The sequence below is a fragment of the Sphingopyxis sp. GW821-FHT02C12 genome, assembly GCF_059421785.1.
On sequence record NZ_JBWKVQ010000002.1, the window covers coordinates 233,682 to 256,336 of the forward strand.

Genomic DNA, 22,655 nt, shown 5'->3' on the forward strand with positions numbered 1-22,655 from the left:
CCTCGGCTCCTCAACGATCGTCATCCCCGCCTTTGCGGGGATGACGAAAGGGGGTGCAAAAGGCGATTCTTCTGCCTAGCCTCCGACCGGGGGAGAGACACATGACCACACGCCCGCTGAATCAGGACGATCCGCTCGACGATTTCGACCATCGCGACATCGCGCTGCTTGGCCGCAAGCACCCCGTCTACACGATGGGCAGCGGTCCGGCGGTGATCGTGATGACCGAAATGCCCGGGATCAGCCCGCATGTCGCGCGCTTCGCGCGCTGGGTCCGCGATGCGGGCTTCACCGTCTATATGCCGCATATTTTCGGCAAGGACGGCGCGGTGCCGCGCATGCCGGGTGCGGTCTTCACGATGATCGGCGGGTGCATCAGCCGCCAGTTTCGCGCCTTCCAGGCGAATGAAAGCTCGCCCGCGACGTTATGGCTGCGCGCGCTCGCGGCGTTCGCGCATCTGGAATGCGGCGGCAAGGGCGTCGGCGCGATCGGCATGTGCTTCACGGGCAATTTCGCACTGTCGATGATGCTCGAACCCTCGGTACTCGCGCCGGTGCTGTCGCAGCCGTCGCTGCCGCTGAACGACGCGGCGGGCATGCATATCGCCCCCGACGAACTCGCGGCGGTCAAGGCGCGGATGGAGGCCGAGGATCTGACCGTGCTCGCCTACCGCTTCGAGGGCGACAAATTCTGCAAGGCGGCGCGCTTCGCGGCCTATGAGGACGCGCTCGGCGACCGGTTCATCGGCAAGGTGCTGCCCGACGAAGCCGCGAACCCCGACAGCCCGATGAAGAACCCGCACAGCGTGGTGACGATCCACCTGATCGACGAAGCCGGCCAGCCGACGGTGCAGGCGCGCGACGAAATCCTCGATTTTTTCAGGATGCGGTTGACGGGGTAAAGTTCAGCGCGCGAGTTGGGCGTCGATCTTAGGATCAAGTCTGTAGTTTCGCGGTAAGGCAGGAGCAATGGGGTCAAAGGCGGCGTCGAGCGTTGCAACGTTTTCCAGTTCGCTTTCAATGCAAGGCGTGGTGGCTGTGTAACGAGCTGCGGGACCCCGCACCCGCAGATTCACGATCTTGGGGCCGGGTTTGACGGCAACGAAAGCTCGACTGGGCAATGCGTCACTAAAATTCCTATTGCGATCTTCGCAGCCGACCGACGCGGAATCTTCTATGCCAGTGTCGCTCCAGAGCGGCGTCCAGTGCAGACTCCTCAGCTCGCCGAGCATTTTTTCAAGTTTGGCCCGATCCAGCACAAATTTGGTTCGGGTGATGACGGGTTCTTCCCACATCTTTTTGTCGTCCTTCCCCGGCTCATAGATGGCGGCAATCGTGCAGCCATGATTATCCGGATTCTGCACATACCAGACGATCTCGACATGGCCGGTTCGTTTCACGAAAATATCGCGTCCCAACGGACATGTTCCGAGCGCTCGCGGTTGGCCATGCTCGACGTTTCGGGTGTAGACGATCTCTTCGAACCCATCGAGACGTCTGGGATCGGCATCGACCAAGGCGATTCCCAAAGTCACGCCGATTGCAATCAACGTAGCTGTTACAGCGGCCATGATCGCGCCGGTTCGCATGGCTGGAGATGCTATACTCTTCCATTTCGATTGGCACCGGCTTTTTCTGGTCAACTCCTTCGCGCGCCGCTAAGCGCCCCCCACATATTCACAGGAGAATCCCCCATGCGCCCTTCCGGCCGCGCGCCCGACCAGATGCGTCCCATCGGCATCGAGACCGAATTCACCATCCATGCCGAGGGCAGCGTCCTCGTCAGCTTCGGCAACACCAAGGTGCTCGTCACCGCCAGCGTCGATGAAAAGGTGCCGCCCTTCCTGCGCGGCAAGGGGCAGGGCTGGGTCACCGCCGAATATGGCATGCTGCCCCGCGCGACGCATACGCGCGGCAGCCGCGAAGCGGCGAAGGGCAAGCAGTCGGGACGGACGCAGGAAATCCAGCGGCTTATCGGCCGCAGTCTGCGCGCTGTGGTCGATTTCAAGAAGCTGGGCGAACGCCAGATCGTGATCGATTGCGACGTGATCCAGGCCGATGGCGGCACGCGCACCGCGTCGATTTCGGGCGCGTGGGTCGCGCTGCGGATCGCGGTCGACAAGCTGCTCGCGTCGGGTGCGATCGCCGAGGATCCGATCGAGGACAAGGTCGGCGCGATCTCGTGCGGCATCTACAACGGCACGCCGGTGCTCGACCTCGATTATGACGAGGATTCGGTCGCCGAGGCCGACGGCAACTTCGTGCTGACCGGGCGCGGCCAGATCGTCGAAGTCCAGGCCAGCGCCGAGGGTGCGACCTATGACGAAGAGGGCCTGCTGCGTCTGCTGCGGTTGGCGCGTATCGGTTGCGCCGAGATTTTTGCGGCGCAGGACAAGGCGACGGGGCGCTGAGGTGAATCGCAAGCTCGTCCCCGGCAAGCTCGTCATCGCGAGCCACAATGCGGGCAAGGTGCGCGAGATTCGCGCGCTGCTCGAACCGTTCGGGATCGAGCCGGTTTCGGCGGGCGACCTGGGCCTGCCCGAACCCGAAGAGACGGGGACGACCTTCCGCGAGAATGCGCTGTTGAAGGCGCATGCGAGCGCGTCGGCGGCGGGGCTGCCCGCGCTCGCCGACGACAGCGGGCTCGAGGTCGCGGCGCTTGGCGGGCGGCCGGGGGTCTACACCGCCGACTGGGCCGAGCGGCAGCGCTTCGAGGGCAATCCGGGGCGCGACTGGTATCTCGCGATGGGCAAGGTCGAAGGGCTGCTCGCCGAACAGGGACCCGACGTCGACCGCAGCGCGCGCTTCGTGTGCACGCTGGCGCTGGCGTGGCCCGACGGGCATGCCGATGTTTACGAAGGTGCCGCGCAGGGCAGCCTGACCTGGCCGCCGCGGGGCAAGCTGGGGTTTGGTTATGACCCGGTCTTCGTTCCGGCCGGTAACACACTGACTTTCGCGGAGATCGATCCGGCGGAGAAGCATCGGATCAGCCATCGGGCGGATGCCTTTGCCAAGCTGGTGGCGGGGGCGTTTTAATTCCCCTCCCGCTTGCGGGAGGGGCTAGGGGAGGGCCTGTGGCCACCACTGATCCACGAGACATGCCCTCCCCCAACCCCTCCCGCAAGCGGGAGGGGAGTGAACCGCTCGCCCTTTATGTCCATTGGCCTTTTTGCGTCAGCAAATGCCCCTATTGCGACTTCAACAGCCATGTGCGCGACAGCGTCGACCAAGAGGTCTGGCGCGCGGCCTTGCTGGCGGATTTGCGGTATGAAGCGGCGTTGCTGCCGGGGCGGACCGTGTCGTCGATCTTCTTTGGGGGCGGGACGCCGAGTTTGATGCCGCCCGCCACGGTGGCGGCGGTGATTGCCGAGGCGGGGGCGCTGTGGGGGCTGGCGGACGATTGCGAGATCACGCTGGAGGCGAACCCCAATTCGGTGGAAGTTGCCGCTTTCGCCGATCTGGCGGCGGCGGGGGTCAATCGCGTGTCGATCGGGGTGCAGAGTTTCGATCCAAAAGTGCTGGAATTTCTGGGTCGCGCGCACAGCGGGGACGAGGCGCGGCGGGCGATTGCGGCAGCGCAAACTTATTTCGACCGCGCGAGTTTCGACCTGATCTATGCGCGGCCGGGGCAGGCGCTTTCCGACTGGGAACGCGAACTGGGCGACGCGCTGGCGTTCGGGACAGGGCATTTGTCGCTGTACCAGCTGACGATCGAGCCGGGGACGCGCTTTGCGACGCTGGCGGCGAAGGGCGACCTCGTCATTCCCGACGGCGATGCCGCGGCAGACCTGTTCGACGCGACGCAGGCGATGACGCGCGCGGCGGGGCTGCCGCGCTACGAAGTGTCGAACCATGCGCGGCCGGGCGAGGAGAGCCGGCATAACCTGACCTATTGGCGCTATGGCGACTATGCGGGCGTCGGGCCTGGGGCGCATGGGCGGCGGCTGGCGCAGGCGACTGAACGGCACAAGAAGCCCGAGAATTTCATCGCGGCGGTGGAGCGCAACGGGCACGGGCTGAAGGTCGAGAATGACCTGCCCGCGCAGGAGCGTGCGACCGAGGCGATGCTGATGGGGCTGCGGCTGAGCGAGGGTGTCGATCTGGCGCGGGTCGAGGCGCGGAGCGGGCTGGGGCGCGCGGCGTTCGTGGATGATGCGGCGGTGGCGCGGCTGGCGGGCCTGGGGCTGATGCGCGCCGAGGGCGACCGGCTGGTGGTGACCGGCGAGGGGATCTTGCTGCTCGATTCGATCCTTTCCGAGGTGGTGAAAACTCAGTAACCTTCCCGCACCGTTCGTCCCGAGCGAAGTCGAGGGACGCGCGGCATGGCGCCAACGTGTCTCGACTTCGCTCGACACAAACGGGATTTGAAGGGCGGTCTTTGGCTTCAGACATCATTCGCGACTGGGATGCCCATCTGGCGCATGAGCGGCGCCGGTCGGAGCATACGCGGCGCGCCTATATCGCGACGGCCGAGCGTTTCGCGGCCTTTCTGTCGGGTCATCATGGTGGCGCGGTCGATGCCGCGATGTTGCGGCGGACGAGCGCCAATGATTTGCGCGCCTATCTGGCGACGCGACGTTCCGAGGGGCTGGGCAATGCGTCGGCGGCGCGCGAGCTGTCGGCGCTGCGCGGTTTCCTGCGTTTCGTCGGGGGCGAGGGGGCGACCTTGCCCGCGCTGCGCGGGCCGCGCGTCAAGAAGGGGCTGCCGCGCCCCGTTGCGCCCGCCGAGGCGTTGCAACTGGCGCAGGATGTCGAGGACAATGCGCGGCTGGGCTGGGTCGGCGCGCGCGACTTCGCGTTGCTGCTGCTGCTCTATGGCGCGGGGCTGCGCATCGGCGAGGCGCTGTCGCTGACCGGCGCGGTGCTGCCGCTCGGCGATGTGCTGCGGGTGACGGGCAAAAGGAACAAGACGCGCGTGGTGCCGATCCTGCCGGCGGTGGCGAAAGCGGTGGCGCGTTATGTGGACGCCTGTCCCTGGCCGATGGCGAAGGAGACGCCGCTGTTTTTGGGCGCGCGCGGCGGGCCTTTGCAGCCCGGGGTGGTGCGCGCGAGCGTGCGGTCGGCGCGGCGCGCACTGGGGCTGCCCGAGCGGACGACGCCGCACGCGCTGCGCCACAGTTTCGCGACGCACCTGCTGGCGGGCGGGGCGGATATGCGGTCGCTGCAGGAATTGCTGGGCCATGCCAGCCTGGCGTCGACGCAGGTCTATACGGCGGTCGATGCCGCGCATCTGCTGGATATTTATCGGAGTGCGCACCCTAGGGCTTGAGCGGCGCTATTCCCTTTTCCGTTCGTCTCGAGTGAAGTCGAGAGACGTTGTGCTGGCGCTTTCCTTCGCGTGTCTCGACTTCGCTCGACACGAACGGCGTTGGGTTGGGCTCTATGCTTCGTCCTCGCTTGCCTTCGGCTTCCACCTAATCACGCGCCAAACGTAAATCAGCACCAGCGTCCCGATCGCGATTAGCGCGAGCGGGCCGACGAAGGCGTCGAGATTGGCGAACTGCTTGCCGAACCAGTGGCCCGCGCCGGCGAGCGCGGCGATCCAGATCGTCGATCCCGCCGCGGTCCACAGCAGGAACTTTGCCAGGTTCATCCGCACCATGCCCGCGGGCAGCGACACCATCGTGCGCGCGACGGGCATGAAGCGCGCGAAAAAGACGATCGCGGGACCATATTTCACGAACCAGCCGTGCAGCCGTTCGACCTCGGCCCAGTCGAGGGTCAGCCAGCGGCCGTGGCGGTCGATGAAGGGTTTGAGGCGCTCATAGCCGATCCAGCGCCCGATGGCGTACCAGACCCAATTGCCGGCAGTCGTCCCCGCGACCGCGACCGCGACGAGGGTCCAGAAGTCGAAGCGGCCCTGCGAAACCGCGATGCCGCCGAGTCCCATGATCACTTCGGACGGGATCGGCGGGAAGACATTTTCGAGGACCATGAGGATGAAGATCCCCACATAGCCCCAGGCCTGGATCAGGTTCAGAATAAAATCGGTCATGTCAAAAAATGCCTCGTCATTTCGAGCGGAGCGAAGCAATCCAGGGGCAGCCTTACACCGCTCTGGATTGCTTCGTCGCTTCGCTCCTCGCAATGACGCTTACCATGGCCTAAGCGATCCGCCGCAGGATCGCATCCCAGATCATGCCCGCCGTGTCGCTGTTGTTGAAACGGTCGATCGCGACGATGCCGGTGGGCGAGGTGACGTTGATTTCGGTGAGCCATTCGCCGCCGATCACGTCGATGCCGACGAAGATCAGCCCGCGTTCCTTGAGTGCCGGGCCGAGCGCGGCGCAGATTTCCGCCTCGCGCGGGGTCAGTTCCGCCGCCTCGGCATAGCCGCCGACCGCGAGGTTCGAACGGAATTCGCCTTCGCCGGGCTTGCGGTTGATCGCGCCCGCGACCTCGCCGTCGACGAGCACGATCCGCTTGTCGCCCTGGCTGACGCTGGGCAGGAATTGCTGGACCATGAAGGGTTCGGGCCAGACCTGTCCGAACAGTTCGACGAGCGCGCCGAGGTTGCTGCCGTCGGCGTCGATCTTGAACACCGCCTTGCCGCCATTGCCGTGGAGCGGCTTGATCACGACCGCGCCGTAGCGCGCCTGGAAATCCTTGGTCGCCTCGAGGCTGCGCGTGACCATCGTCGGCGGCATGAATTGCGGGAAGTCGAGCACGAACACCTTTTCCGGCGCGTCGCGCACCGCCGCGGGATCGTTGACGACCAACGTCTCGCCCTTGATCCGTTCGAGTAGCCAGGTGCCGGTGAGATAGCCGAGGTCGAAGGGCGGGTCCTGCCGCATCAGCACGACGTCGATATCGCGGCCAAGGTCGAGGGTGACTTCCTCGCCGAATTTGTAATGCGCGCCGGCTTCGCGCTGTGCCTCCAGCACCCGGTGCGCTTTGGTCGTCAACCGCCCGGCCTCCCATGTCAGCCCGCGCACGTCGTAATGATAGACGGTGTAGCCACGCTCGAGCGCGCTCAGCATCAGGGCAAAGCTGCTGTCGCCATTGATGTTGATACCATCCATCGGGTCCATTTGCACGGCGGCGCGCAGGGTCATGCTATTCTCCTTGGGCGCCGTCAGGGCTGCCAGACGTGGACCAGATGGCGTGGCAGGCGGCGCGGCGCAAGGAGCATCACGTCGATCCGGATGTCGTCGCGCGGCCGGGCGAAGCGCGGGGCGAGCATTTCGGCCGCCGCGGCGACGCGGCGCAGGCGATATTGGTCGATGGCAAGGTCGAGATCCTCGGGCCGGTCGCGCCATTTGACTTCGATGAAGGCGATCGTGCGGCCGCGCCGCGCGACCAGGTCGACTTCGCCGACCGGGACGCGCAATCGCCGGCCGAGGATGCGCCAGCCGTGGAGGCGAAGCCACCAGGCGGCGCGGCGTTCGGCCTTGCGCCCGCGCGCTTCGGCCTCGGCGCGTTTCACCCGGCGCCCTTGAGCGTGAGCGCGCGGGCGTAAACATCGTGACGGTCGAGCCCGAAGCGCTTGGCGACCGCCTTGGCGGCCTGCGCCACCGGCTTGTCGGCCATGGCCTCGCGCAGCGCCGCATCGAGGGTGGCGTCGTCAGCGGTTTCGGCCACCGCTTCGCCCGGCGGGCCGACGATGACGACGATCTCGCCCTTCGGCGGGGCATCGGCGTAGCGTGCCGACAATTCGGTCAGCGTGCCGGTGACACATTGTTCGTAGAGCTTGCTGATCTCGCGCGCCACGGCCGCCTCGCGGTCGCCCAGTCCTTCGGCAAGCGCGGCGAGCGATGCCGAGAGGCGCGGGCCGCTTTCGTAGAAGACGAGACTTGCGCGCAGGCCGGCGAATTCGGCGATGGTGTCGGAGCGGGCCTTGGCCTTGCTGGGCAGGAAGCCCGCGAACAGGAAGCGGTCGCTGGGCAGCCCCGACAAAGTGATCGCGGCGATCGCGGCGCAGGGGCCGGGCAGGGTGGTGACGTGGCGCCCCGCCGCGCGCGCGTCGCGCACCAGCTTGTAACCGGGGTCGGAAATCAGCGGGGTGCCGGCATCCGACACCAAAACGACGACTTCGTCGGCCATCCGCGCAACCAGCGCGGCGCGCGTGCGTTCGTCGCTATGGTCGTGATAGGGGGTCATCGGAATTCGCAAACCCAGATGCGAAAGCAGCTTCGCCGTCACACGCGTGTCTTCGGCGGCGATCAGGTCGGCGCGGGCCAGCGTCGCCGCGGCGCGCGCCGTGATGTCGCCGAGGTTGCCGATGGGGGTCGCGACGATATAGAGTCCGGGCAAGGGAGAATTTGAGATGGTCGAATCCGGCATGATGCCGCAAATGGCAGAAACTGCTGCCGAGCGCCAAAATAATGCGTCGCCGCGGCGGCAAATGCTGCGCATGGCGGCGGTGATGGCGATGGCGGGGCTGCTCGCGGCGTGCCAGGTCGTGCCCAAGGGCAATGGTCCGACGACGGTGGTGACGCCCGATCGTCCGCCCGAGGCGATCGAACCCGGACTGCCGACCGATACCGACCGTCACCGCGTCGCGCTGCTGGTGCCGCAGACCGGACCCAATGCCGATGTCGGCATGGCGATCGCCAATGCGACGACGCTGGCGCTGCTCGACACCAAGACCGAACGCGTCCGCATCACCACCTATGACACCGCGCTCGGCGCGGCGGCGGCGGCGCAGCAGGCGGTCGCCGACGGCAACAAGCTGATCCTCGGCCCGTTGCTGACCGAGGATGTCGCGGCGGTGGCGCCGGTCGCCCGCGCCGCGAAGGTGCCGGTATTGAGCTTTTCGAACGACAGCGGCGTCGCCGGCAATGGCGTCTTCATCATGGGCTTCGTCCCCGGCCAGTCGGTCGAGCGCGTCGTCGCCTATGCGCGCGGCAAGGGCCATGTCCGCTTCGGCGCGCTGGTGCCCAAGAATGTCTATGGCGACCGCTCGGCGGCGGCATTCCGCGCTGCGGTGGCCGAAGCGGGCGGCACGCTGGTCGCGGTCGAAAGCTATGACCGCAGCGCCACCGCGCTGACCGGTGCGGCGCGGCGGCTCGCCAATGGCGGCGCGATGGATGCGGTGCTGATCGCCGATTCGGGCGGCAATGCGATCCGCGCGGTGCCGATCATCAAGGGCACCGGCGGCAAGCAGATCCTGGGGACCGAGCTGTGGAACACCGATTCGTCGCTCGGCACTAACGCCGCGATGCGCGGGTCGTGGTTCGCCAGCGTGTCGGACGGGCTCTATGGCCAGCTCGCGGGCAAATATCGCACCCGGTTCGGCAAGGCGCCCTATCGTCTCGCCAGCCTGGGCTATGACTCGGTCCTGCTGACGGTGCGGATTTCGCGCGACTGGAAACCGGGGACGAATTTCCCGGTGAACCAGCTGCTCGCGGCCGATGGTTTCGGCGGGATCGACGGCATTTTCCGCTTCAACAACCGCGGCATCGCGATCCGCGCGCTCGAGGTCAGCGAAGTCGGGGCGGGCGGTTTTCGCGTGATCGAACCCGCGCCGACGAAGTGGTGAGCGGGGTTCGCGCCTCTCCGAGCGTGGCATAGTCGCCACAGTCGGGCGAAAAGCGGCACCCATTTACCACGGGCAGCCTTTACGACGGCTGCGCGTTCCCTATATGAGCGGTGCGCGCGATCGCGTCGATTCCGCGCGCCTATTATTCACGATCAGGAGATACAGCTATACCACCGCCCACAATTCGCCGCCCGATGGCGCCTATGCCGCCCAAGAACGGCCCGCGATACAATGAATTCATCGCCTCGCCCAAGGTCCGCGTGATCGACGAGGAAGGCGAAAATCTGGGCGTCATGCTGACTGCTGAAGCGATCGAACAGGCGGCCTCGGTGGGCCTCGACCTGGTCGAAGTATCCCCCAACGCCGATCCGCCGGTGTGCAAGTTCCTCGACGTGGGCAAGTATAAATACGAAGCCCAGAAAAAGGCGAACCTCGCTCGCAAGAGCCAGAAGACGCAGGAAATCAAAGAGATCAAGATGCGTCCGAACATCGACGATCATGATTTCGACGTGAAGATGCGCAAGGTGTTCGACTTCCTCGAGGAAGGCGACAAGGTCAAGATGACCATGCGGTTCCGCGGCCGCGAAATGAGCCACACCCAGCTCGGCCTCAACGTGCTCCAGCGCGTCGCCGAACTGACCTCGGAAATCGCGAAGGTCGAGGCGCATCCGCGCACCGAAGGCCGCCAGATGCTGATGGTGATCGCGCCGAAATAAGCGCGCGGGCGTCAGCCTATCGAAAAATTGCGGGCGGTCGTTCCAATGGGGCGGCCGCCCGCTTCGTATCGGCGCTCGGTCATCTGCACGCTACCGTCGGCGGCGATCAGGACGAGGGTCGAGGCGCGGGTGCCGTAAAGGTCGCCGCGCAGGAACAGCGCGGGATCGTCCTCCTCCATCAGCGTGTCGAGCAGCGATGCCGGATCGGTGCGCGCTTCGACCACCGCCGCCAGCGCGGCGCGCAGCCGTTCGGCGCGCGGGCAGGGCTGGTCGACGGGTTCGTTGGCGAGCGCGTGGACGCCGGGCGCGAGCGGCATGATCAGCGGCACCGGGCGATTGGTCAGCAGCCGCGCCTCGCCGCCGCCAACGGCAAGCAGATTGAAGGCGTTGAACCGCGGCAGATCGTCCGCTTCGGGATCGGCGAAGCGGCCATCGCCGCGCAGCATGTCGGTGACGAGCGCGCCGCGCGATTCCTTCGCGGGGTCGGGCATCGCGCCGCGCACATTGGTGACGACGACAACCCGGCCGCTCGGCGCATGGACGCCGAGCCAGGTACCGCCCGCCTGCAGGTCGCGGCCGGCGACGATGCCGCTGCCGTCGTCCCATGCGGCGAGCGGCGCGGCGGGGCGGCCGTGAAATTCATCGCGGTTGCCGATCAGGATCAGTGGCCAGTCGGGATGGACCTGCCAGGCGAGGGCGACGACGCACATGGCGGTGCCTATCGGGTGCTGCGGACCGTTTGCCAAGCCACCTCTTCAGTGTATTGTGTCGATATATCACTCATTGCCCGCGTCTTGAAATGGTGATAGCCTTCGCGCCTCTTTCTGGAGGGGGAGGTGAATATGAACAATGGGGTCAAAACACCCTGGCATCTATGGGTGGTCGGGGGTCTATCGCTGCTATGGAACCTGTTCCCGGTGGTCGATTTCACGATGACAAACATGCAGAATGAATTCTGGCTGTCGCAATATAATGAGGCGCAGCGCGCCTTTTTCCTGTCGACGCCGACGTGGGCCAATCTGGGCTGGGCAGTTGGCGGTTTCGGTTCCTTCATCGGTTCGCTGCTGTTGCTGATGCGATCGCGCCATGCGCCGATTGCCTTCATGGTGTCGGCAGCGGGGTTGGCGGCAGTAAGCTATTACCAGCTTGTGCAGAATGGCGACCGGCTGAAGCAATTGCTTGGCGACATTCCGCTCTACACGAGCATCACCGTCTGGGTGATCCTGCTCGCGCTGTTCTTCTATGCCCGCGCGATGGCGGCGAAGGGCGTGCTGCGCTGACGTGCCAGGTTTGGAGAGCGGATCCGACGCCATTTGACGCGTCGCCCCCGCGAAGGCGGGGGCCGCCATCGGTTCACGGGGCGCTGCTGAACAAGGCGGCCAGCGGCCCCCGCCTTCGCGCGGGGGCGACTAGCGTTGTTGCCCGGCACGGGCCATTCGCCCGCGCTCAACGCGCCCGGATGAAGGCGCGCACATCCTCGGACAATTTGTGGCGATCCTCGTCGCGGATATACATCATGTGGCCCGCGCCGTAGTAAGTGTAGTGGATGCGGTCCTGCGGGATGCCGGTGCGCGACAGCGCATATTCGGCGGCGAAAAAGGGCGTCGCGAAATCATAATAGCCCTGGGCGACCAAGACCTTCAGCCCTGAGTTCTCGCGCAAGGCCTGCCCGATATAGGGCGCGACGTTGAGGTAGGCGTTGGTGTCGCGGCCGCCGATGCGCCAGTCCCACTGCCCGCCGATGCTGCCGATCGACTGATATTCGCGGTCGGTCTTGAAGCCGAGGCCGTCGCGCGCCCAGCTGTTGATCGCGGCGGTATAAGAGGCGTCGATGCCATAGAAGCTGGGGTCGTTGTCGGGTCCTTCGCCGGCATTGTCATAATCCTTGCCGGTGTAGCGACTGTCGAGGCGGCCGACGGTGAGGCCGCGGTCGCGCAGCAATTCCTTGTAGAAGCGCTGCGGGGTGACGCGCAGGTCGGCCTGTTCGAGATAGGTTTCGCTAAGGCCGGTAAAGCGCGCGAGCTCGCGGCGGATCGCGGCGCGTTCCTCGCCCTGGAGCTTCTGGCCCTTGAGCAGCGCCGATGCATAGGGGCCGATCGCCCATTGGCGCGCTTCCTCGACGAAGCCCTCGACCGACGGCGCGCTCGCCTTGCCATGATAGAGCGCGGTCGCGGCCATCGAGGGCAGGTTGGTGATCGGCGACAGCTCGTTGCCCGGCGTGTCGGCGCCCGCCGCGAAATCGAGCACGGTCGAGATCAGGATGATGCCGTTGAGCGCGACATCATTGTAGGTGTCGTTCATCAACTCGTTGGCGACGGCGGCCGAGCGGGTGGTGCCATAGCTTTCGCCGCCGAGATATTTGGGGCTGTTCCAGCGGCCATTGTCGTTGAGCCACAGCCGGATGACCGAAGCGACGAGCTTGGCGTCCTGCGTGACGCCATAATAATCCTTCGGGTCGGCCTTGCCGATCAGGTGCGAGAAACCGGTGCCCGGCGGGTCGATGAACACCACGTCGGTGACGTCGAGCAAGGCGTCGGGATTGTCGACGATCGGATAGGGCGGGGCGCCGTCGTCGACCCCGGTGCCGGGGATCGCGACGCGCTTTGGCCCGAAGGCGCCCATCATCAGCCAGACGGTGCCCGATCCCGGGCCGCCGTTGAACAGGAAGGTGATCGGGCGGTTCGGGTCGCGCGGCTCCTTGATATAGGAGGTGGTGACGACCGCGACTTCGGGCACGCCGTCCTTGGTCTTGATGATCGTCTCGCCGATCGTCGCGGCGTAATTGATCCGCTGGCCGCCGAAGGTTCCGCTCAGTTTCGTTGTGCGAACCTGCGGGGTGATGTCGGTGGGCTTTTCTGCCTTGGCCTTGTCGGCGGGCGCGTCCTGCGCATGGACGATGGGAGGCGCGGCAAAGGCGAGCGCCAGGGCGATGAGCGACGGACCCGATTTCATGATTTTCTCCCCGGTTGAGGCGCGGACGCTAATCCGGGCACGGGGAGCGGGCAAGGGTGTCGGTCGGTGGCGGTGGGGCTTTGGTCGAAGCGGAGAGCCTCAGCGGCGCGACAGGATTCGGTCCATCACCCAAGCGGTATGCGCGGCGCTTTCGCCGGTCGAGGGATGCGGGCCGCGACCCGCGAGATGATCGCGCATCGCCTCGACGTGGAAATGCTGGATGACCGGTGGATGCTCGACGACCGTCTCGACGGCGGTGCCGTCGCGAACGAGCCGCAGGGGCGCGTCGTCGAAGATCGAAAACAGGATGCGGCCGCCGCTGCCAATGATCTCGACCCGGTCCTGCCGCTCCGCCGCGCCGAAATTCCAGCTTCCCGACCCCGTCACGCCCGCCCGGTGCAGCCAGCATCCGGTCACCGCATCGGCGGCGCTGTAACGGCCCTGCTGGTTGACCGCGAAGCCCGCGACGTCGGCAACCTCGCCGAACAGCCAGCAGAACAAGTCGAGGCCATGGCTCGCGAGATCGTCGAAATAGCCGCCGGGCGCGACCGCGGCGTCGACGCGCCAGTTGGTCGCTTCGAAATCGGCGGGGCTGGCAGGCTTGGTCAGCGTCCAGTCGACATGGCGCACGCATCCGATCACACCCTCGTCGAGCCAAGCCTTGACCTGCCGGAAGCGGGGGAGCGTGCGACGGTAATAAGCGACGAAGAGCGGCAGGTCGCGCGCGGCGAAGGCGTCGCGGATACGGACGCAGGCAGCGTGGTCGGGTGCCATCGGCTTTTCGATGCAGCAGGGCTTGCCCGCGCGCGCGACGTCGAGCGCATAGGCCTCGTGGCTGTCGGGCGGGGTCGCGATATAGACGGCGTCGATATCGGAGGCGTTGATCAGCGCCTCGGCGCTATCGAAGACATGCGGTACGCCGTGACGGGCGGCATAATCATCGGCCTTTGCGCGGATGCGGCCATAGAGGCCGTGCAGGGCGAAACCCTCCACCAGCTGATAGGCGGGCGCGCTTTTGCGCTCGGTTACGTCGCCGCAACCGATCATGCCCCAGCGGATCACAGCCATCGGGTCGTCACCGGCCCCACTTGGTCTTGCTAGCCTTTCCGAACCGCCCCTTGCGCGTGCCCGGCTTGCCCTCGTTCGAGCGCCCGACGCGCGGTGCCACTTGTTGATCCGCCGGCAGGCCCAGTTCGTCGGCTTCGAGCCGGCGGATTTCGTCGCGGAGCTTGCCCGCCTGCTCGAATTCGAGGTCGGCGGCGGCGTCGCGCATCTGTTTTTCGAGGTCGGCGATGTACGCGCGGAGGTTGTGGCCGACCATATGCGCCGGCTTGTCGTCGCCGATGTCGATCGTCACCTGATCCTTCGACGCGACATGCGCGATGATGTCGCCGATGTTGCGCTTGATCGTCGTCGGGGTGATGCCGTGCTCGGCGTTATACGCCTCCTGCTTTTCGCGGCGGCGGTCGGTCTCGCGCATCGCGCGTTCCATGCTGCCGGTGATGCGGTCGGCGTAGAGGATGACGCGGCCGTCGACGTTGCGCGCGGCGCGGCCGATCGTCTGGACGAGGCTGGTTTCGCTGCGCAGGAAGCCCTCCTTGTCGGCGTCGAGGATCGCGACGAGGCCGCATTCGGGGATGTCGAGCCCTTCGCGCAGCAGGTTGATGCCGACGAGCACGTCGAACACCCCGAGCCGCAGGTCGCGGATGATCTCGATGCGTTCGAGCGTCTCGACGTCCGAGTGCATGTAGCGGACCTTGAGACCCGCTTCGTGGAGGAATTCGGTGAGGTCCTCGGCCATGCGCTTGGTCAGCGTGGTGACGAGGGTGCGATACCCCGCCGCCGCGGTCGCTTTCGCCTCCATGATCAGGTCGTCGACCTGTTCCTCGACCGGCTTGATGAACACCGGCGGGTCGATCAGGCCGGTGGGGCGGATCACCTGCTCGGCGAAGACACCTTGGGTGCGGTCCATTTCCCAGGTGCCCGGGGTCGCCGAGACGCTGACCGTCTGCGGACGCATCACGTCCCATTCGGCAAAACGCAGCGGGCGATTGTCGATGCACGAGGGCAGGCGGAAGCCATATTCGGCGAGCGTGATCTTGCGGCGGTGATCGCCTTTCGACATCGCGCCGATCTGCGGGATCGTCTGGTGGCTCTCGTCGACGAAGAGCAGGGCGTTGTCGGGCAGATATTCGAACAAAGTCGGCGGCGGCTCGCCGGGCAGGCGGCCGGTGAGGAAACGGCTGTAATTCTCGATCCCCGCGCAACTGCCGGTCGCGGCGATCATTTCGAGGTCGAAATTGGTGCGCTGTTCGAGCCGCTGCGCCTCCAGCAGCCGGCCTTCGGCTTCGAGCTCTTTCAGCCGCTCGGCGAGTTCATGCTTGATCGCCTCCGACGCCTGCTTGAGCGTCGGGCCGGGGGTCACATAGTGGCTGTTCGCATAGATGCGGACATGGTTGAGGTTGGCGATCTTCTTGCCCGTCAGCGGGTCGAACTCGGTGATCTCCTCGATCTCGTCGCCGAAGAAGCTGACCCGCCAGGCCATGTCCTCATAATGCGAGGGGAAGATTTCGAGGCTGTCGCCGCGGACGCGGAAATTGCCACGCGCGAAGGCCTGGTCGTTGCGCTTATACTGGAGCGCGACGAGCTTGCGGATGATCTCGCGGTTGTCGACGACCTGACCTTTCTTGAGGTCGAAGATCATCGCCGAATAGGTCTCGACCGAGCCGATGCCATAGAGGCACGACACCGACGCGACGATGATCACATCGTCGCGTTCGAGCAGCGCACGCGTCGCCGAGTGGCGCATGCGGTCGATCGCCTCGTTCACGCTCGACTCTTTTTCGATGTAGGTGTCGGAGCGCGGCACATAGGCCTCGGGCTGGTAATAGTCGTAGTAGCTGACGAAATATTCGACCGCGTTGTTCGGGAAGAAGCTCTTGAATTCGCCGTATAATTGCGCCGCGAGAATCTTGTTCGGGGCGAGGATCAGCGCCGGGCGCTGTAGCGCCTCGATCATCTTGGCCATGGTGAAGGTCTTGCCCGAGCCGGTGACCCCGAGCAGCACCTGGTCGCGCTCGCCGGTCAGCGCGGTATCGACCAGTTCGCGGATCGCGGTCGGCTGGTCGCCCGCCGGCTCATATTCGCTGACCAGTTCGAACGCCCTGCCGCCCTCGACCTTGTCGGGGCGCGCGGGGCGGTGGGGGACGTAATCGGGGGCGGTATCGATTTCGTCGAGCGAGGTGCGAATCTGAATTGCCATCCCCGCCAATATGGAGGTTATAGGCGCCAATCCAAGGCCGAAAGGCGAGGGGGTCGGGCTTTCGAGGGGGATAGGGTGTCGCTGTCTGTTTTGCCGCTTATTTTCATGGCCATGACGCTGCAGGGCGATGCCACCGCACCAGCCGCGTCGCCCGCCGAAACGGTCGAAGTCGGAAAAAGTCCGGCGATGGTCGAGGCGCTCGCGAACCAGGCGCAGATGGCGCGGGGGCCGCGGCTGATCGGCGAATTCCAGCCGGCCTATAGCGACGAACAGCGTGCGGCGGGAATGCTGGGCCAGGGACGCATATCGATCATCGTGACCGCCGAGGGGAGTGTCAGCGAAGCGGCGATCCGGTACAGCAACGCACCGCCCGAACTCGACGCGTCGGCGCTGGCTGCGGCGCGCGGGCTGAAATTCACCCCGGCGGTCGACAAGGCGGGCAAGGCGATTGCGGTCCCCGCGCTGTTGCCCTTTTCGTTCGAAGCGGCGGGCGGTCATCCCATGTATGTGACGCGCGTCGAACCGGTGTTCAGCGATGCGGCACGCGCGGCGGGGGAACATGGCAAGGTGGTGATCGACGGCAAAATTGGTCCCGACGGGCGGATGATCGACGCGGTCGTATTCCAGAGCAGCCGGTCGGCCTCGCTGGACGCGGCGGCACTCGAAGCCGCCACCGCGTCGCGCTATCGCCCCTATCGCGATGGGGCGGGGCAGCCTTATGCGCTGCCGGTGCGGGTGCCCTTCAGCTTCGACAATTACCGCACGCCCGGGCCCGGCGGCGGCATATTGCGCTATCGCTGCGACCAGTTCGCGCGCGACGAAAGCTGGTGGGCCGCCAATTGGCCGGCGAGCGAGAAGAATGAATTCTATTCGATGATGCTGGGCATCAGCGCGCTGTCGCAGGGCATGCTGACGCAGGTTTCGCAGTTCAAGGAAAAGAAGGCGGCGTTCGACATGCGCTTTGCCGCGGCCCGGCTCGAATGTGCGGCCCGGCCCGACAAGCTTTTCGTCGACGTCATGAAGGTCGAAGGACCGATCGCGCGGCGGATGGCCGAGAAAGCGAAATAGCGCCGCGATATTGGCATTGCCAAGCCGGACGATATGGGGAGGATGATCGCATCATGATTTCGAAGGACAGGGGAATGGCCATGACAAGAGGCATGGTTCTGGCGTTCGCCGGCAGCCTCGTCCTCGCGGCGTGCGGCGACAAGGGGGCGGCCGAACAGGCGCCGCCCGAAAAGCCCCGGCCCGGCAGCTGGACGCAAAAGATCGAGGTTCTCGAACTGAGCGGCGAAGGTGCTCCGGCGAATGCCAGGGAAGAGTTGAACGCGATGTTCGCCGAACTGGGCAACGCAACGCTGTGCATCACGCCCGAACTGGCCGAGCGGATGGATATTGCGAAGCGTGTCGCGGATCTGGCTTCGCAAGGTGGCGATTGTCGCTTTGGACGGCGGATTTCGAGCGGCAAGAATGTCGATTTTTCCGCGACATGCGAAGGGCCGGGCGGATCGATGACGATTGCGGGCAAGGGAATAAGCGGCACGACCGCGCAGGATGTGACGGCGACGATCACCGGGCTCAAACCCGATGGTTCGGTCAAGGGCAAGATGGTCTGGCATGTGACCGGCGAACGCAAGGGTGAGTGCGGGCCGGATGATATCGTCATCCCGGTCCCCGAAGCGCCGGTCGCGAAAATCTGAAGGGAGACGAGTCATGCTGGGTTATGTGACCATGGGCGCCAGCGATCTGGACCGGGCGCGGGAATTTTATTCCGCGCTGCTCGGGACGATCGGCGCCAGCGAGTTGATGCGCATGTCGGATACGGAGGCCAACGGTTTCACGCTGTACGGCACCGGCTGGGGCCAGCCGGGGATCGCGGTGACGCGGCCCTATGACGGCCAGCCCGCGGATCGCGGCAACGGCCATATGGCGGCGCTGGTCGTTGACGAGCGTGCCAAGGTCGATGCGCTGCACGCCAGGGCGCTCGAACTCGGCGGGACGTGCGAAGGGGCGCCGGGGGTGCGCGGCGACGAAGGCGAGCAGGCCTTTTACGCCGCCTATTTCCGCGACCTCGACGGCAACAAGCTTTGCGCCTTTCGGATCGGCCCGGCCTGAGCGCCGCGGTCTGGCTCGACCGGCGGTGGACGCCGCTCCTCATCGGACTGGCGGCGGGGCTGGTCGCGGTCGGCGCGGCGTTGCTCGCCGGCAAGGGGGCGCCGCAGGAGGCGCTGCTCGCGGCGCGCTGGACCGCCCGTGCCGCCGCGCCGGTCTTTCTCGTCGCCTATCTCGCGTCGACCCTGTGGCGGTTGTGGCCGGGGGCGATCACCGCCGCGCTGTTAAGGCGCCGCCGCCAATGGGGGCTGGGGTTCGCGCTGGCGCATACGATCCATCTCGCCGCGCTGCTGGTGAACATCATCGCCTTTCGCCCGCGGCCGGTCGCGACGCTGGTCGGCGGCGGGCTGGCCTATGCGATGATCTATCTGATGGTGCTGACCTCGAACGACGCGTCGCAGCGCCTGCTCGGGCGCGGCTGGACCTGGCTCCACCGCATCGGCATCCATTATATCTGGCTGATCTTTTTCATCAGCTATGCGAGCCGGGCGATCCACGCCGACCCCGCCTATCATGTCGAGGGGCGGATATTGGCGCCGCTCTTTCTTGTCGCGCTCGCGCTGCGGCTTTATGCACAGCGCAGGCGACGATGATGCGCCGGCAAGGGCGCGCGCACATGATTTTCGGCTGTGGAAGGATGGATGGACTTGCCGGGCGGGAAAACAGGTGGGGCTATTCGCCCGCCCGGCGAAGTCTCTTTGTATGAGGCGGGCGAACCATATGACCGGCGCCAGGGACCAGCTCGCACCTGCCGATTCACCAACCTCAATTCGTCAAGCCAGACCAAGGCCCGGACCAGACAGCGACGTCATGAAGACAACGTCGCCACAATCATGGAATGCCCGAAATGGGACAAGTTGGCGAGTTACATCGGGTCACGTAGCGGGTTGTCGCAATCCATTAAGGAATTTTTAACCTTGTTTGGGCTTTTTCCGCACACACTTTGCCGCCGCGCAATATTATGTTATGGAACTCGCGTTCGTTGTTACCGTTACGAAGAAGTAACAACGGCTGGTCGCGCCCCGTTATTGGCGTATCTACCACGCCGCAGCTCGCTTGTGGGCATTTGGGGGTAGTATGGACCGCACGAAGGCGAGCGTTGACCAGAGCAGCGATGATGCCGAGCGGATCGTCGCCGACGAACTGGCGCGCCTGCTCGAATCGCCGATGTTCGTGCGGTCGCCGGTGCTCACCCGCCTGCTTCAATATCTGGCCGACCACCGGCTGCAGGGCAATCGCACCGCGCCCAAGGCCTATGCGATCGCGACCGAGGCGCTGGGACGCAGTGCCGATTTCGATCCCGCGGTCGACAGCTATCCGCGCGTGATGGTTGGCCGGCTGCGCAACCTGCTCGACCGTTATTATGCTGAGACGCCGTGGCTGCACCGTTTGCGCGTGCCGCAGGGTAGCTATGAGATCGTCGTCCAGCATCGCGCCGCGCCGCCGAGTTCGCGGAGCGCCGAGGCGCCCGACGCGCCGCACGATGAGCAGGGGCCAGCCGGCGCCGCGATCCCGGAAGCCGCGGGCGGGAGCGCCGTACCCGCCAGGCCGGCGCAGGCCGCCGCATCGCGGCCGCGCGGCATCTGGCTGTGGCTGGGTTTTGCGGTGGCGCTGGCGCTCGCGGCCGCGGCCGGATGGTGGTTCGCCCGTTCCGACGGACATTTGCTCGGCGCCGATTTCGTCGCCATGCCGACGATCGAGGTGAGCAGCCCGGCGGCGGGCGACACCGGGCCGTCGCGGGCGATGGCGCGCGGGCTCGACAGCAAGCTGCGCGACGGGCTGCGGCGTTTCGAACTGGTGCAATTGCTGTCGTCGCGCGGTCCCGGCGCCGCGGCGCGGCAGACCCCCGCCGACTATCGCCTCGATGCCTCGATCGTCCGCGCGCTCGAGGGCGGTGCGGTCGACGTGACGCTGGTGCTCAACCGCGTTGCCGACGAGCGCGCGATCTGGTCGCAGCAGATTCGGCTGGGGCAGGACGATATTCCCGAATTTCGCGGACTCGAGCCGGCGATCGCGCAGATGGCGGGCGATTATGGGATCATCGTGCGCGACCAGTTGCAGCGCGAGCCGAACAATTATGCGCCGGGCTTCCCGTGCCTCGCGCAGTTCAACCGGTTGCGGCAGATGCGCACTCCCGTGGCGGCGCAGCGGGTCGACCGTTGCCTGCGCGCCACGATCGTCGACCTGCCGGGCGATCCGGTGCCGCTTGGCGCGCTGTCGTTGCTGCGTTTCGGCGATTGGCAACCGCTGCGCGCGACGCCCAAGGGTAAGCAAGCCTTTGCCGAGGCGCAGGATTTCGCCCGGCGCGCCTATACGGCCGCGCCGAACAGCGCAGCCGGAATTTTTGCGATGGCGCGCGCCCATTTTTATGTCGGTCAATGCCAGCGCGGGGTGGCGATGGGCAACGCCGCGGTCGAGCTCAATCCCTATGACCCCGATCTTGCGGGGTTCATGGGGCTGTTCAAGACATCGTGCGGGCTGACGGCGGACGGCGAGGCGTTGCTGACGCGTTCGGTGATGCTCGACGATTCGCACGCCGGGGTTCCCGCGGTGACGCTCGCCTTCCTGCGCTCGCAGCGCGGCGAGCAGCCCGAGGCGCTGGCGCTGCTCGACCGGATGCCCTCGCCGAGCAATATGGAACCGCAATATCTGATGGTGCGGTCGGTCGTGCTGGCGCGGATGGGCAAGGTCGACGAAGCGCGGATATTGTGGCGCCGGCTGCTCGACTATACCGGCCAGCCGGCCGCCGCGCCGCCCGAAATGGTGCTGCGCCAGTTCATGATCACCCCCGCGGTGATCGCGCGCGCGTCGATCGCGCTGCGCGAATCGGGTGTCGTCGGGCCGGGATCGGCGGCGCCGCCCGCCGCAGCCAGGGCGACCAATTGACAGTGGGTTCGCGGGCGAACAGGATCGCCCGATGCTGACCGCGATAGCCGCCCTGACCCTCGCCGCCGCGCCGGTTCCGCCCGCCGCGGTCGCGGTCGCGTTCGACCGCGAGGGCCACATCGAAACGCGGGTCGTCGAAGGCGCGGCGGATCGCGATGCCGGGCGACTGCTGACCGCCGACGATCCGGTACGGATCGCGTCCATTTCCAAACTGGTCGTCGCACTCGGGGTGATGCGGCTGGTCGAGGCCGGGACGCTCGATCTCGACCGCGACGTGTCCGACTATCTCGGCTGGCGGCTGCGCGCGCCGGGGCATCCCGATGCGCCGGTGACGCTGACGCAATTGCTCGGCCACCGCGCCGGGCTGACCGACAATATCGACTATGCGCTGCCGCTCGGCACCGATCTGGAAAGGGTCCTGCGAAATCCCGCGGCGTGGGACATCGCCCGACCGCCGGGGGGCGATTTCGCTTATGCCAATCTGAACTATCCGGTGGTCGCCGCGGTGATCGAGGCGGCGACCGGCGAACGGTTCGACCGGGCGATGGCACGGCTGGTCCTCGAGCCGCTCAAGCTCGACGCCTGTTTCAACTGGACGACGTGCGGCGACGGAGCGGTTGCGCGCGCGGTGGTGCTGTACGGCGCCGACGGCAGCGTTCAGCGCGACGACCTGAAAGGGCGGCGACCGGCGTGCCCGGTCGTCCCCGCCGCCGATGGCAGCTGCGACCTTGCCACCTATCGCCTCGGCCGGCATGGCGCGGGGTTCAGCCCGCAGGGCGGTTTGCGTATTTCGGCGAACGGGCTGGCGCGGATCGGCGTGATGTTTCTTCGCCGCGGTGGCGGCTTTCTGAAGCCCCAAAGCCTGGTTCGGCTGGAGGCGATGGCCCCGGTGCATCCGACGAGCGGCGAGGGGACCGGCGGCTTTTTCTGCGAATATGGCGTTGCGATGCATAGCAATGGCGGCCCGGCGCTTGCCGATCCGGCGTGCCGCGACGATTTGTTCGGCGACGGCCGCCTGCGCCTTGGTCATTCGGGCGATGCCTATGGTTTGCGGTCGGGATTGTGGTTCGACCTTGAACGCGGGCAAGGCATCGCCTATTTCGTCACACAGGTGCCGGAGGGGCAGAAAGGGAAGCGGTCGGCCTATAGCGCCGCAGAGGAGGCATTGGTCGACAAAGCACGCGCCGGGCACCCCGACGCCAGCCCTCTTGCCAGCCCCGCTGGCGCACACTAGGGCAAATTTCAA

General features: G+C 66.2%; 23 protein-coding genes. 14 read left to right on the top strand and 9 right to left on the bottom strand.

Features of this window, described 5'->3' with window-relative positions:
* Positions 1 to 101 precede the first annotated feature (101 nt).
* Entirely contained in the window at positions 102 to 902 is an 801-nt protein-coding gene (locus tag AC07U1_RS16315; RefSeq protein WP_495178292.1) for a dienelactone hydrolase family protein, read from the top strand.
* Positions 903 to 905: 3 nt separating this feature from the next.
* Here AC07U1_RS16315 and AC07U1_RS16320 read toward each other — a convergent pair whose 3' ends face one another.
* A complete protein-coding gene (locus AC07U1_RS16320; RefSeq protein ID WP_495178291.1) occupies positions 906 to 1,589 on the bottom strand; it encodes a hypothetical protein in 684 nt (227 codons plus the stop codon).
* 105 nt (positions 1,590 to 1,694) lie between these two features.
* On the opposite strand from AC07U1_RS16320, the gene rph reads away from it, so the two are divergent.
* The 4 genes from rph to AC07U1_RS16340 all read left to right on the top strand — a co-directional run bounded on the left by rph (position 1,695) and on the right by AC07U1_RS16340 (position 5,269).
* The gene (gene rph, locus AC07U1_RS16325) at positions 1,695 to 2,411 is read left to right on the top strand and encodes a ribonuclease PH (protein WP_056349161.1); all 717 of its coding nucleotides are present in this window, start codon (positions 1,695 to 1,697) and stop codon (positions 2,409 to 2,411) included.
* 1 nt (position 2,412) lies between these two features.
* Entirely contained in the window at positions 2,413 to 3,036 is a 624-nt protein-coding gene (gene rdgB / locus AC07U1_RS16330) for an RdgB/HAM1 family non-canonical purine NTP pyrophosphatase (protein ID WP_495178290.1), read from the top strand.
* 62 nt (positions 3,037 to 3,098) lie between these two features.
* Entirely contained in the window at positions 3,099 to 4,277 is a 1,179-nt protein-coding gene (gene hemW, locus AC07U1_RS16335) for a radical SAM family heme chaperone HemW (protein ID WP_495178289.1), read from the top strand.
* 101 nt (positions 4,278 to 4,378) lie between these two features.
* Positions 4,379 to 5,269, top strand: a complete 891-nt coding sequence (locus tag AC07U1_RS16340; RefSeq protein ID WP_495178288.1) for a tyrosine recombinase XerC — start codon at positions 4,379 to 4,381, stop codon at positions 5,267 to 5,269.
* Positions 5,270 to 5,380: 111 nt separating this feature from the next.
* Here AC07U1_RS16340 and AC07U1_RS16345 read toward each other — a convergent pair whose 3' ends face one another.
* The 4 genes from AC07U1_RS16345 to rsmI all read right to left on the bottom strand — a co-directional run bounded on the left by AC07U1_RS16345 (position 5,381) and on the right by rsmI (position 8,283).
* Positions 5,381 to 5,995, bottom strand: coding sequence for a DedA family protein (locus tag AC07U1_RS16345; RefSeq protein ID WP_495178287.1), 615 nt, complete (start codon positions 5,993 to 5,995; stop codon positions 5,381 to 5,383).
* A gap of 109 nt (positions 5,996 to 6,104) precedes the next feature.
* Positions 6,105 to 7,055, bottom strand: a complete 951-nt coding sequence (gene gshB, locus AC07U1_RS16350; protein ID WP_495178286.1) for a glutathione synthase — start codon at positions 7,053 to 7,055, stop codon at positions 6,105 to 6,107.
* A gap of 20 nt (positions 7,056 to 7,075) precedes the next feature.
* Positions 7,076 to 7,426: a YraN family protein gene (locus AC07U1_RS16355; RefSeq protein WP_495178285.1), complete on the bottom strand. Its 351-nt coding sequence runs from the start codon at positions 7,424 to 7,426 to the stop codon at positions 7,076 to 7,078.
* The gene (gene rsmI / locus AC07U1_RS16360; protein WP_495178284.1) at positions 7,423 to 8,283 is read right to left on the bottom strand and encodes a 16S rRNA (cytidine(1402)-2'-O)-methyltransferase; all 861 of its coding nucleotides are present in this window, start codon (positions 8,281 to 8,283) and stop codon (positions 7,423 to 7,425) included. Before rsmI ends, AC07U1_RS16355 begins: the two co-directional genes overlap by 4 nt.
* A 61-nt stretch (positions 8,284 to 8,344) precedes the next feature.
* Between rsmI and AC07U1_RS16365 the strand changes: the two genes are divergently transcribed.
* Positions 8,345 to 9,481 (top strand): penicillin-binding protein activator, encoded by a 1,137-nt coding sequence (locus AC07U1_RS16365; protein WP_156377837.1) that lies wholly within the window; start codon positions 8,345 to 8,347, stop codon positions 9,479 to 9,481.
* 194 nt (positions 9,482 to 9,675) lie between these two features.
* Positions 9,676 to 10,197: a translation initiation factor IF-3 gene (gene infC, locus AC07U1_RS16370; RefSeq protein ID WP_056349184.1), complete on the top strand. Its 522-nt coding sequence runs from the start codon at positions 9,676 to 9,678 to the stop codon at positions 10,195 to 10,197.
* Positions 10,198 to 10,208: 11 nt separating this feature from the next.
* Here the strand turns inward: infC and AC07U1_RS16375 are convergent, their stop codons facing one another.
* Positions 10,209 to 10,907, bottom strand: coding sequence for an NRDE family protein (locus AC07U1_RS16375; protein WP_492740053.1), 699 nt, complete (start codon positions 10,905 to 10,907; stop codon positions 10,209 to 10,211).
* 132 nt (positions 10,908 to 11,039) lie between these two features.
* On the opposite strand from AC07U1_RS16375, the gene AC07U1_RS16380 reads away from it, so the two are divergent.
* Entirely contained in the window at positions 11,040 to 11,477 is a 438-nt protein-coding gene (locus AC07U1_RS16380) for a hypothetical protein (protein WP_492740055.1), read from the top strand.
* Positions 11,478 to 11,643: 166 nt separating this feature from the next.
* Here AC07U1_RS16380 and AC07U1_RS16385 read toward each other — a convergent pair whose 3' ends face one another.
* From AC07U1_RS16385 to uvrB, 3 genes are all read right to left on the bottom strand, one after another.
* Positions 11,644 to 13,149: a S10 family peptidase gene (locus tag AC07U1_RS16385; protein ID WP_495178283.1), complete on the bottom strand. Its 1,506-nt coding sequence runs from the start codon at positions 13,147 to 13,149 to the stop codon at positions 11,644 to 11,646.
* 99 nt (positions 13,150 to 13,248) lie between these two features.
* Entirely contained in the window at positions 13,249 to 14,217 is a 969-nt protein-coding gene (locus AC07U1_RS16390; RefSeq protein ID WP_495178282.1) for a Gfo/Idh/MocA family protein, read from the bottom strand.
* 7 nt (positions 14,218 to 14,224) lie between these two features.
* Entirely contained in the window at positions 14,225 to 16,411 is a 2,187-nt protein-coding gene (gene uvrB, locus AC07U1_RS16395; protein ID WP_495178281.1) for an excinuclease ABC subunit UvrB, read from the bottom strand.
* Between the two features lie 105 nt (positions 16,412 to 16,516).
* Between uvrB and AC07U1_RS16400 the strand changes: the two genes are divergently transcribed.
* The 6 genes from AC07U1_RS16400 (at position 16,517) to AC07U1_RS16425 (ending at position 22,643) form a co-directional block, all read left to right on the top strand.
* Positions 16,517 to 17,479 (top strand): TonB family protein, encoded by a 963-nt coding sequence (locus tag AC07U1_RS16400; RefSeq protein ID WP_187142353.1) that lies wholly within the window; start codon positions 16,517 to 16,519, stop codon positions 17,477 to 17,479.
* Between the two features lie 92 nt (positions 17,480 to 17,571).
* The gene (locus AC07U1_RS16405) at positions 17,572 to 18,111 is read left to right on the top strand and encodes a DUF3617 domain-containing protein (RefSeq protein WP_495197750.1); all 540 of its coding nucleotides are present in this window, start codon (positions 17,572 to 17,574) and stop codon (positions 18,109 to 18,111) included.
* 13 nt (positions 18,112 to 18,124) lie between these two features.
* A complete protein-coding gene (locus tag AC07U1_RS16410; RefSeq protein WP_056349214.1) occupies positions 18,125 to 18,526 on the top strand; it encodes a VOC family protein in 402 nt (133 codons plus the stop codon).
* Positions 18,499 to 19,116, top strand: coding sequence for a hypothetical protein (locus AC07U1_RS16415; RefSeq protein ID WP_495178280.1), 618 nt, complete (start codon positions 18,499 to 18,501; stop codon positions 19,114 to 19,116). The genes AC07U1_RS16410 and AC07U1_RS16415 overlap by 28 nt, the downstream gene beginning before the upstream one ends.
* A 484-nt stretch (positions 19,117 to 19,600) precedes the next feature.
* On the top strand, positions 19,601 to 21,409 hold the full coding sequence (locus tag AC07U1_RS16420) for a tetratricopeptide repeat protein (RefSeq protein WP_495178279.1): 1,809 nt from the start codon (positions 19,601 to 19,603) through the stop codon (positions 21,407 to 21,409).
* Between the two features lie 31 nt (positions 21,410 to 21,440).
* Positions 21,441 to 22,643 (top strand): serine hydrolase domain-containing protein, encoded by a 1,203-nt coding sequence (locus AC07U1_RS16425; RefSeq protein ID WP_495178278.1) that lies wholly within the window; start codon positions 21,441 to 21,443, stop codon positions 22,641 to 22,643.
* Positions 22,644 to 22,655 lie beyond the last annotated feature (12 nt).

What these genes read in the sequence shown, in the direction of transcription:
- AC07U1_RS16375 (WP_492740053.1), bottom strand. Translation starts at nt 10,907, where the DNA reads ATGTGCGTCGTCGCCCTCGCCTGGCAGGTCCATCCCGACTGGCCACTG.
- AC07U1_RS16410 (WP_056349214.1), top strand. Translation starts at nt 18,125, where the DNA reads ATGCTGGGTTATGTGACCATGGGCGCCAGCGATCTGGACCGGGCGCGG.
- gshB (WP_495178286.1), bottom strand. Translation starts at nt 7,055, where the DNA reads ATGACCCTGCGCGCCGCCGTGCAAATGGACCCGATGGATGGTATCAAC.
- rsmI (WP_495178284.1), bottom strand. Translation starts at nt 8,283, where the DNA reads ATGCCGGATTCGACCATCTCAAATTCTCCCTTGCCCGGACTCTATATC.
- uvrB (WP_495178281.1), bottom strand. Translation starts at nt 16,411, where the DNA reads ATGGCAATTCAGATTCGCACCTCGCTCGACGAAATCGATACCGCCCCC.
- AC07U1_RS16390 (WP_495178282.1), bottom strand. Translation starts at nt 14,217, where the DNA reads ATGGCTGTGATCCGCTGGGGCATGATCGGTTGCGGCGACGTAACCGAG.
- AC07U1_RS16380 (WP_492740055.1), top strand. Translation starts at nt 11,040, where the DNA reads ATGAACAATGGGGTCAAAACACCCTGGCATCTATGGGTGGTCGGGGGT.
- AC07U1_RS16405 (WP_495197750.1), top strand. Translation starts at nt 17,572, where the DNA reads ATGGTTCTGGCGTTCGCCGGCAGCCTCGTCCTCGCGGCGTGCGGCGAC.
- AC07U1_RS16315 (WP_495178292.1), top strand. Translation starts at nt 102, where the DNA reads ATGACCACACGCCCGCTGAATCAGGACGATCCGCTCGACGATTTCGAC.
- infC (WP_056349184.1), top strand. Translation starts at nt 9,676, where the DNA reads ATGGCGCCTATGCCGCCCAAGAACGGCCCGCGATACAATGAATTCATC.
- AC07U1_RS16400 (WP_187142353.1), top strand. Translation starts at nt 16,517, where the DNA reads ATGGCCATGACGCTGCAGGGCGATGCCACCGCACCAGCCGCGTCGCCC.
- hemW (WP_495178289.1), top strand. Translation starts at nt 3,099, where the DNA reads ATGCCCTCCCCCAACCCCTCCCGCAAGCGGGAGGGGAGTGAACCGCTC.
- AC07U1_RS16420 (WP_495178279.1), top strand. Translation starts at nt 19,601, where the DNA reads ATGGACCGCACGAAGGCGAGCGTTGACCAGAGCAGCGATGATGCCGAG.
- AC07U1_RS16320 (WP_495178291.1), bottom strand. Translation starts at nt 1,589, where the DNA reads ATGCGAACCGGCGCGATCATGGCCGCTGTAACAGCTACGTTGATTGCA.
- AC07U1_RS16385 (WP_495178283.1), bottom strand. Translation starts at nt 13,149, where the DNA reads ATGAAATCGGGTCCGTCGCTCATCGCCCTGGCGCTCGCCTTTGCCGCG.
- rph (WP_056349161.1), top strand. Translation starts at nt 1,695, where the DNA reads ATGCGCCCTTCCGGCCGCGCGCCCGACCAGATGCGTCCCATCGGCATC.
- AC07U1_RS16345 (WP_495178287.1), bottom strand. Translation starts at nt 5,995, where the DNA reads ATGACCGATTTTATTCTGAACCTGATCCAGGCCTGGGGCTATGTGGGG.
- AC07U1_RS16365 (WP_156377837.1), top strand. Translation starts at nt 8,345, where the DNA reads ATGCTGCGCATGGCGGCGGTGATGGCGATGGCGGGGCTGCTCGCGGCG.
- AC07U1_RS16425 (WP_495178278.1), top strand. Translation starts at nt 21,441, where the DNA reads ATGCTGACCGCGATAGCCGCCCTGACCCTCGCCGCCGCGCCGGTTCCG.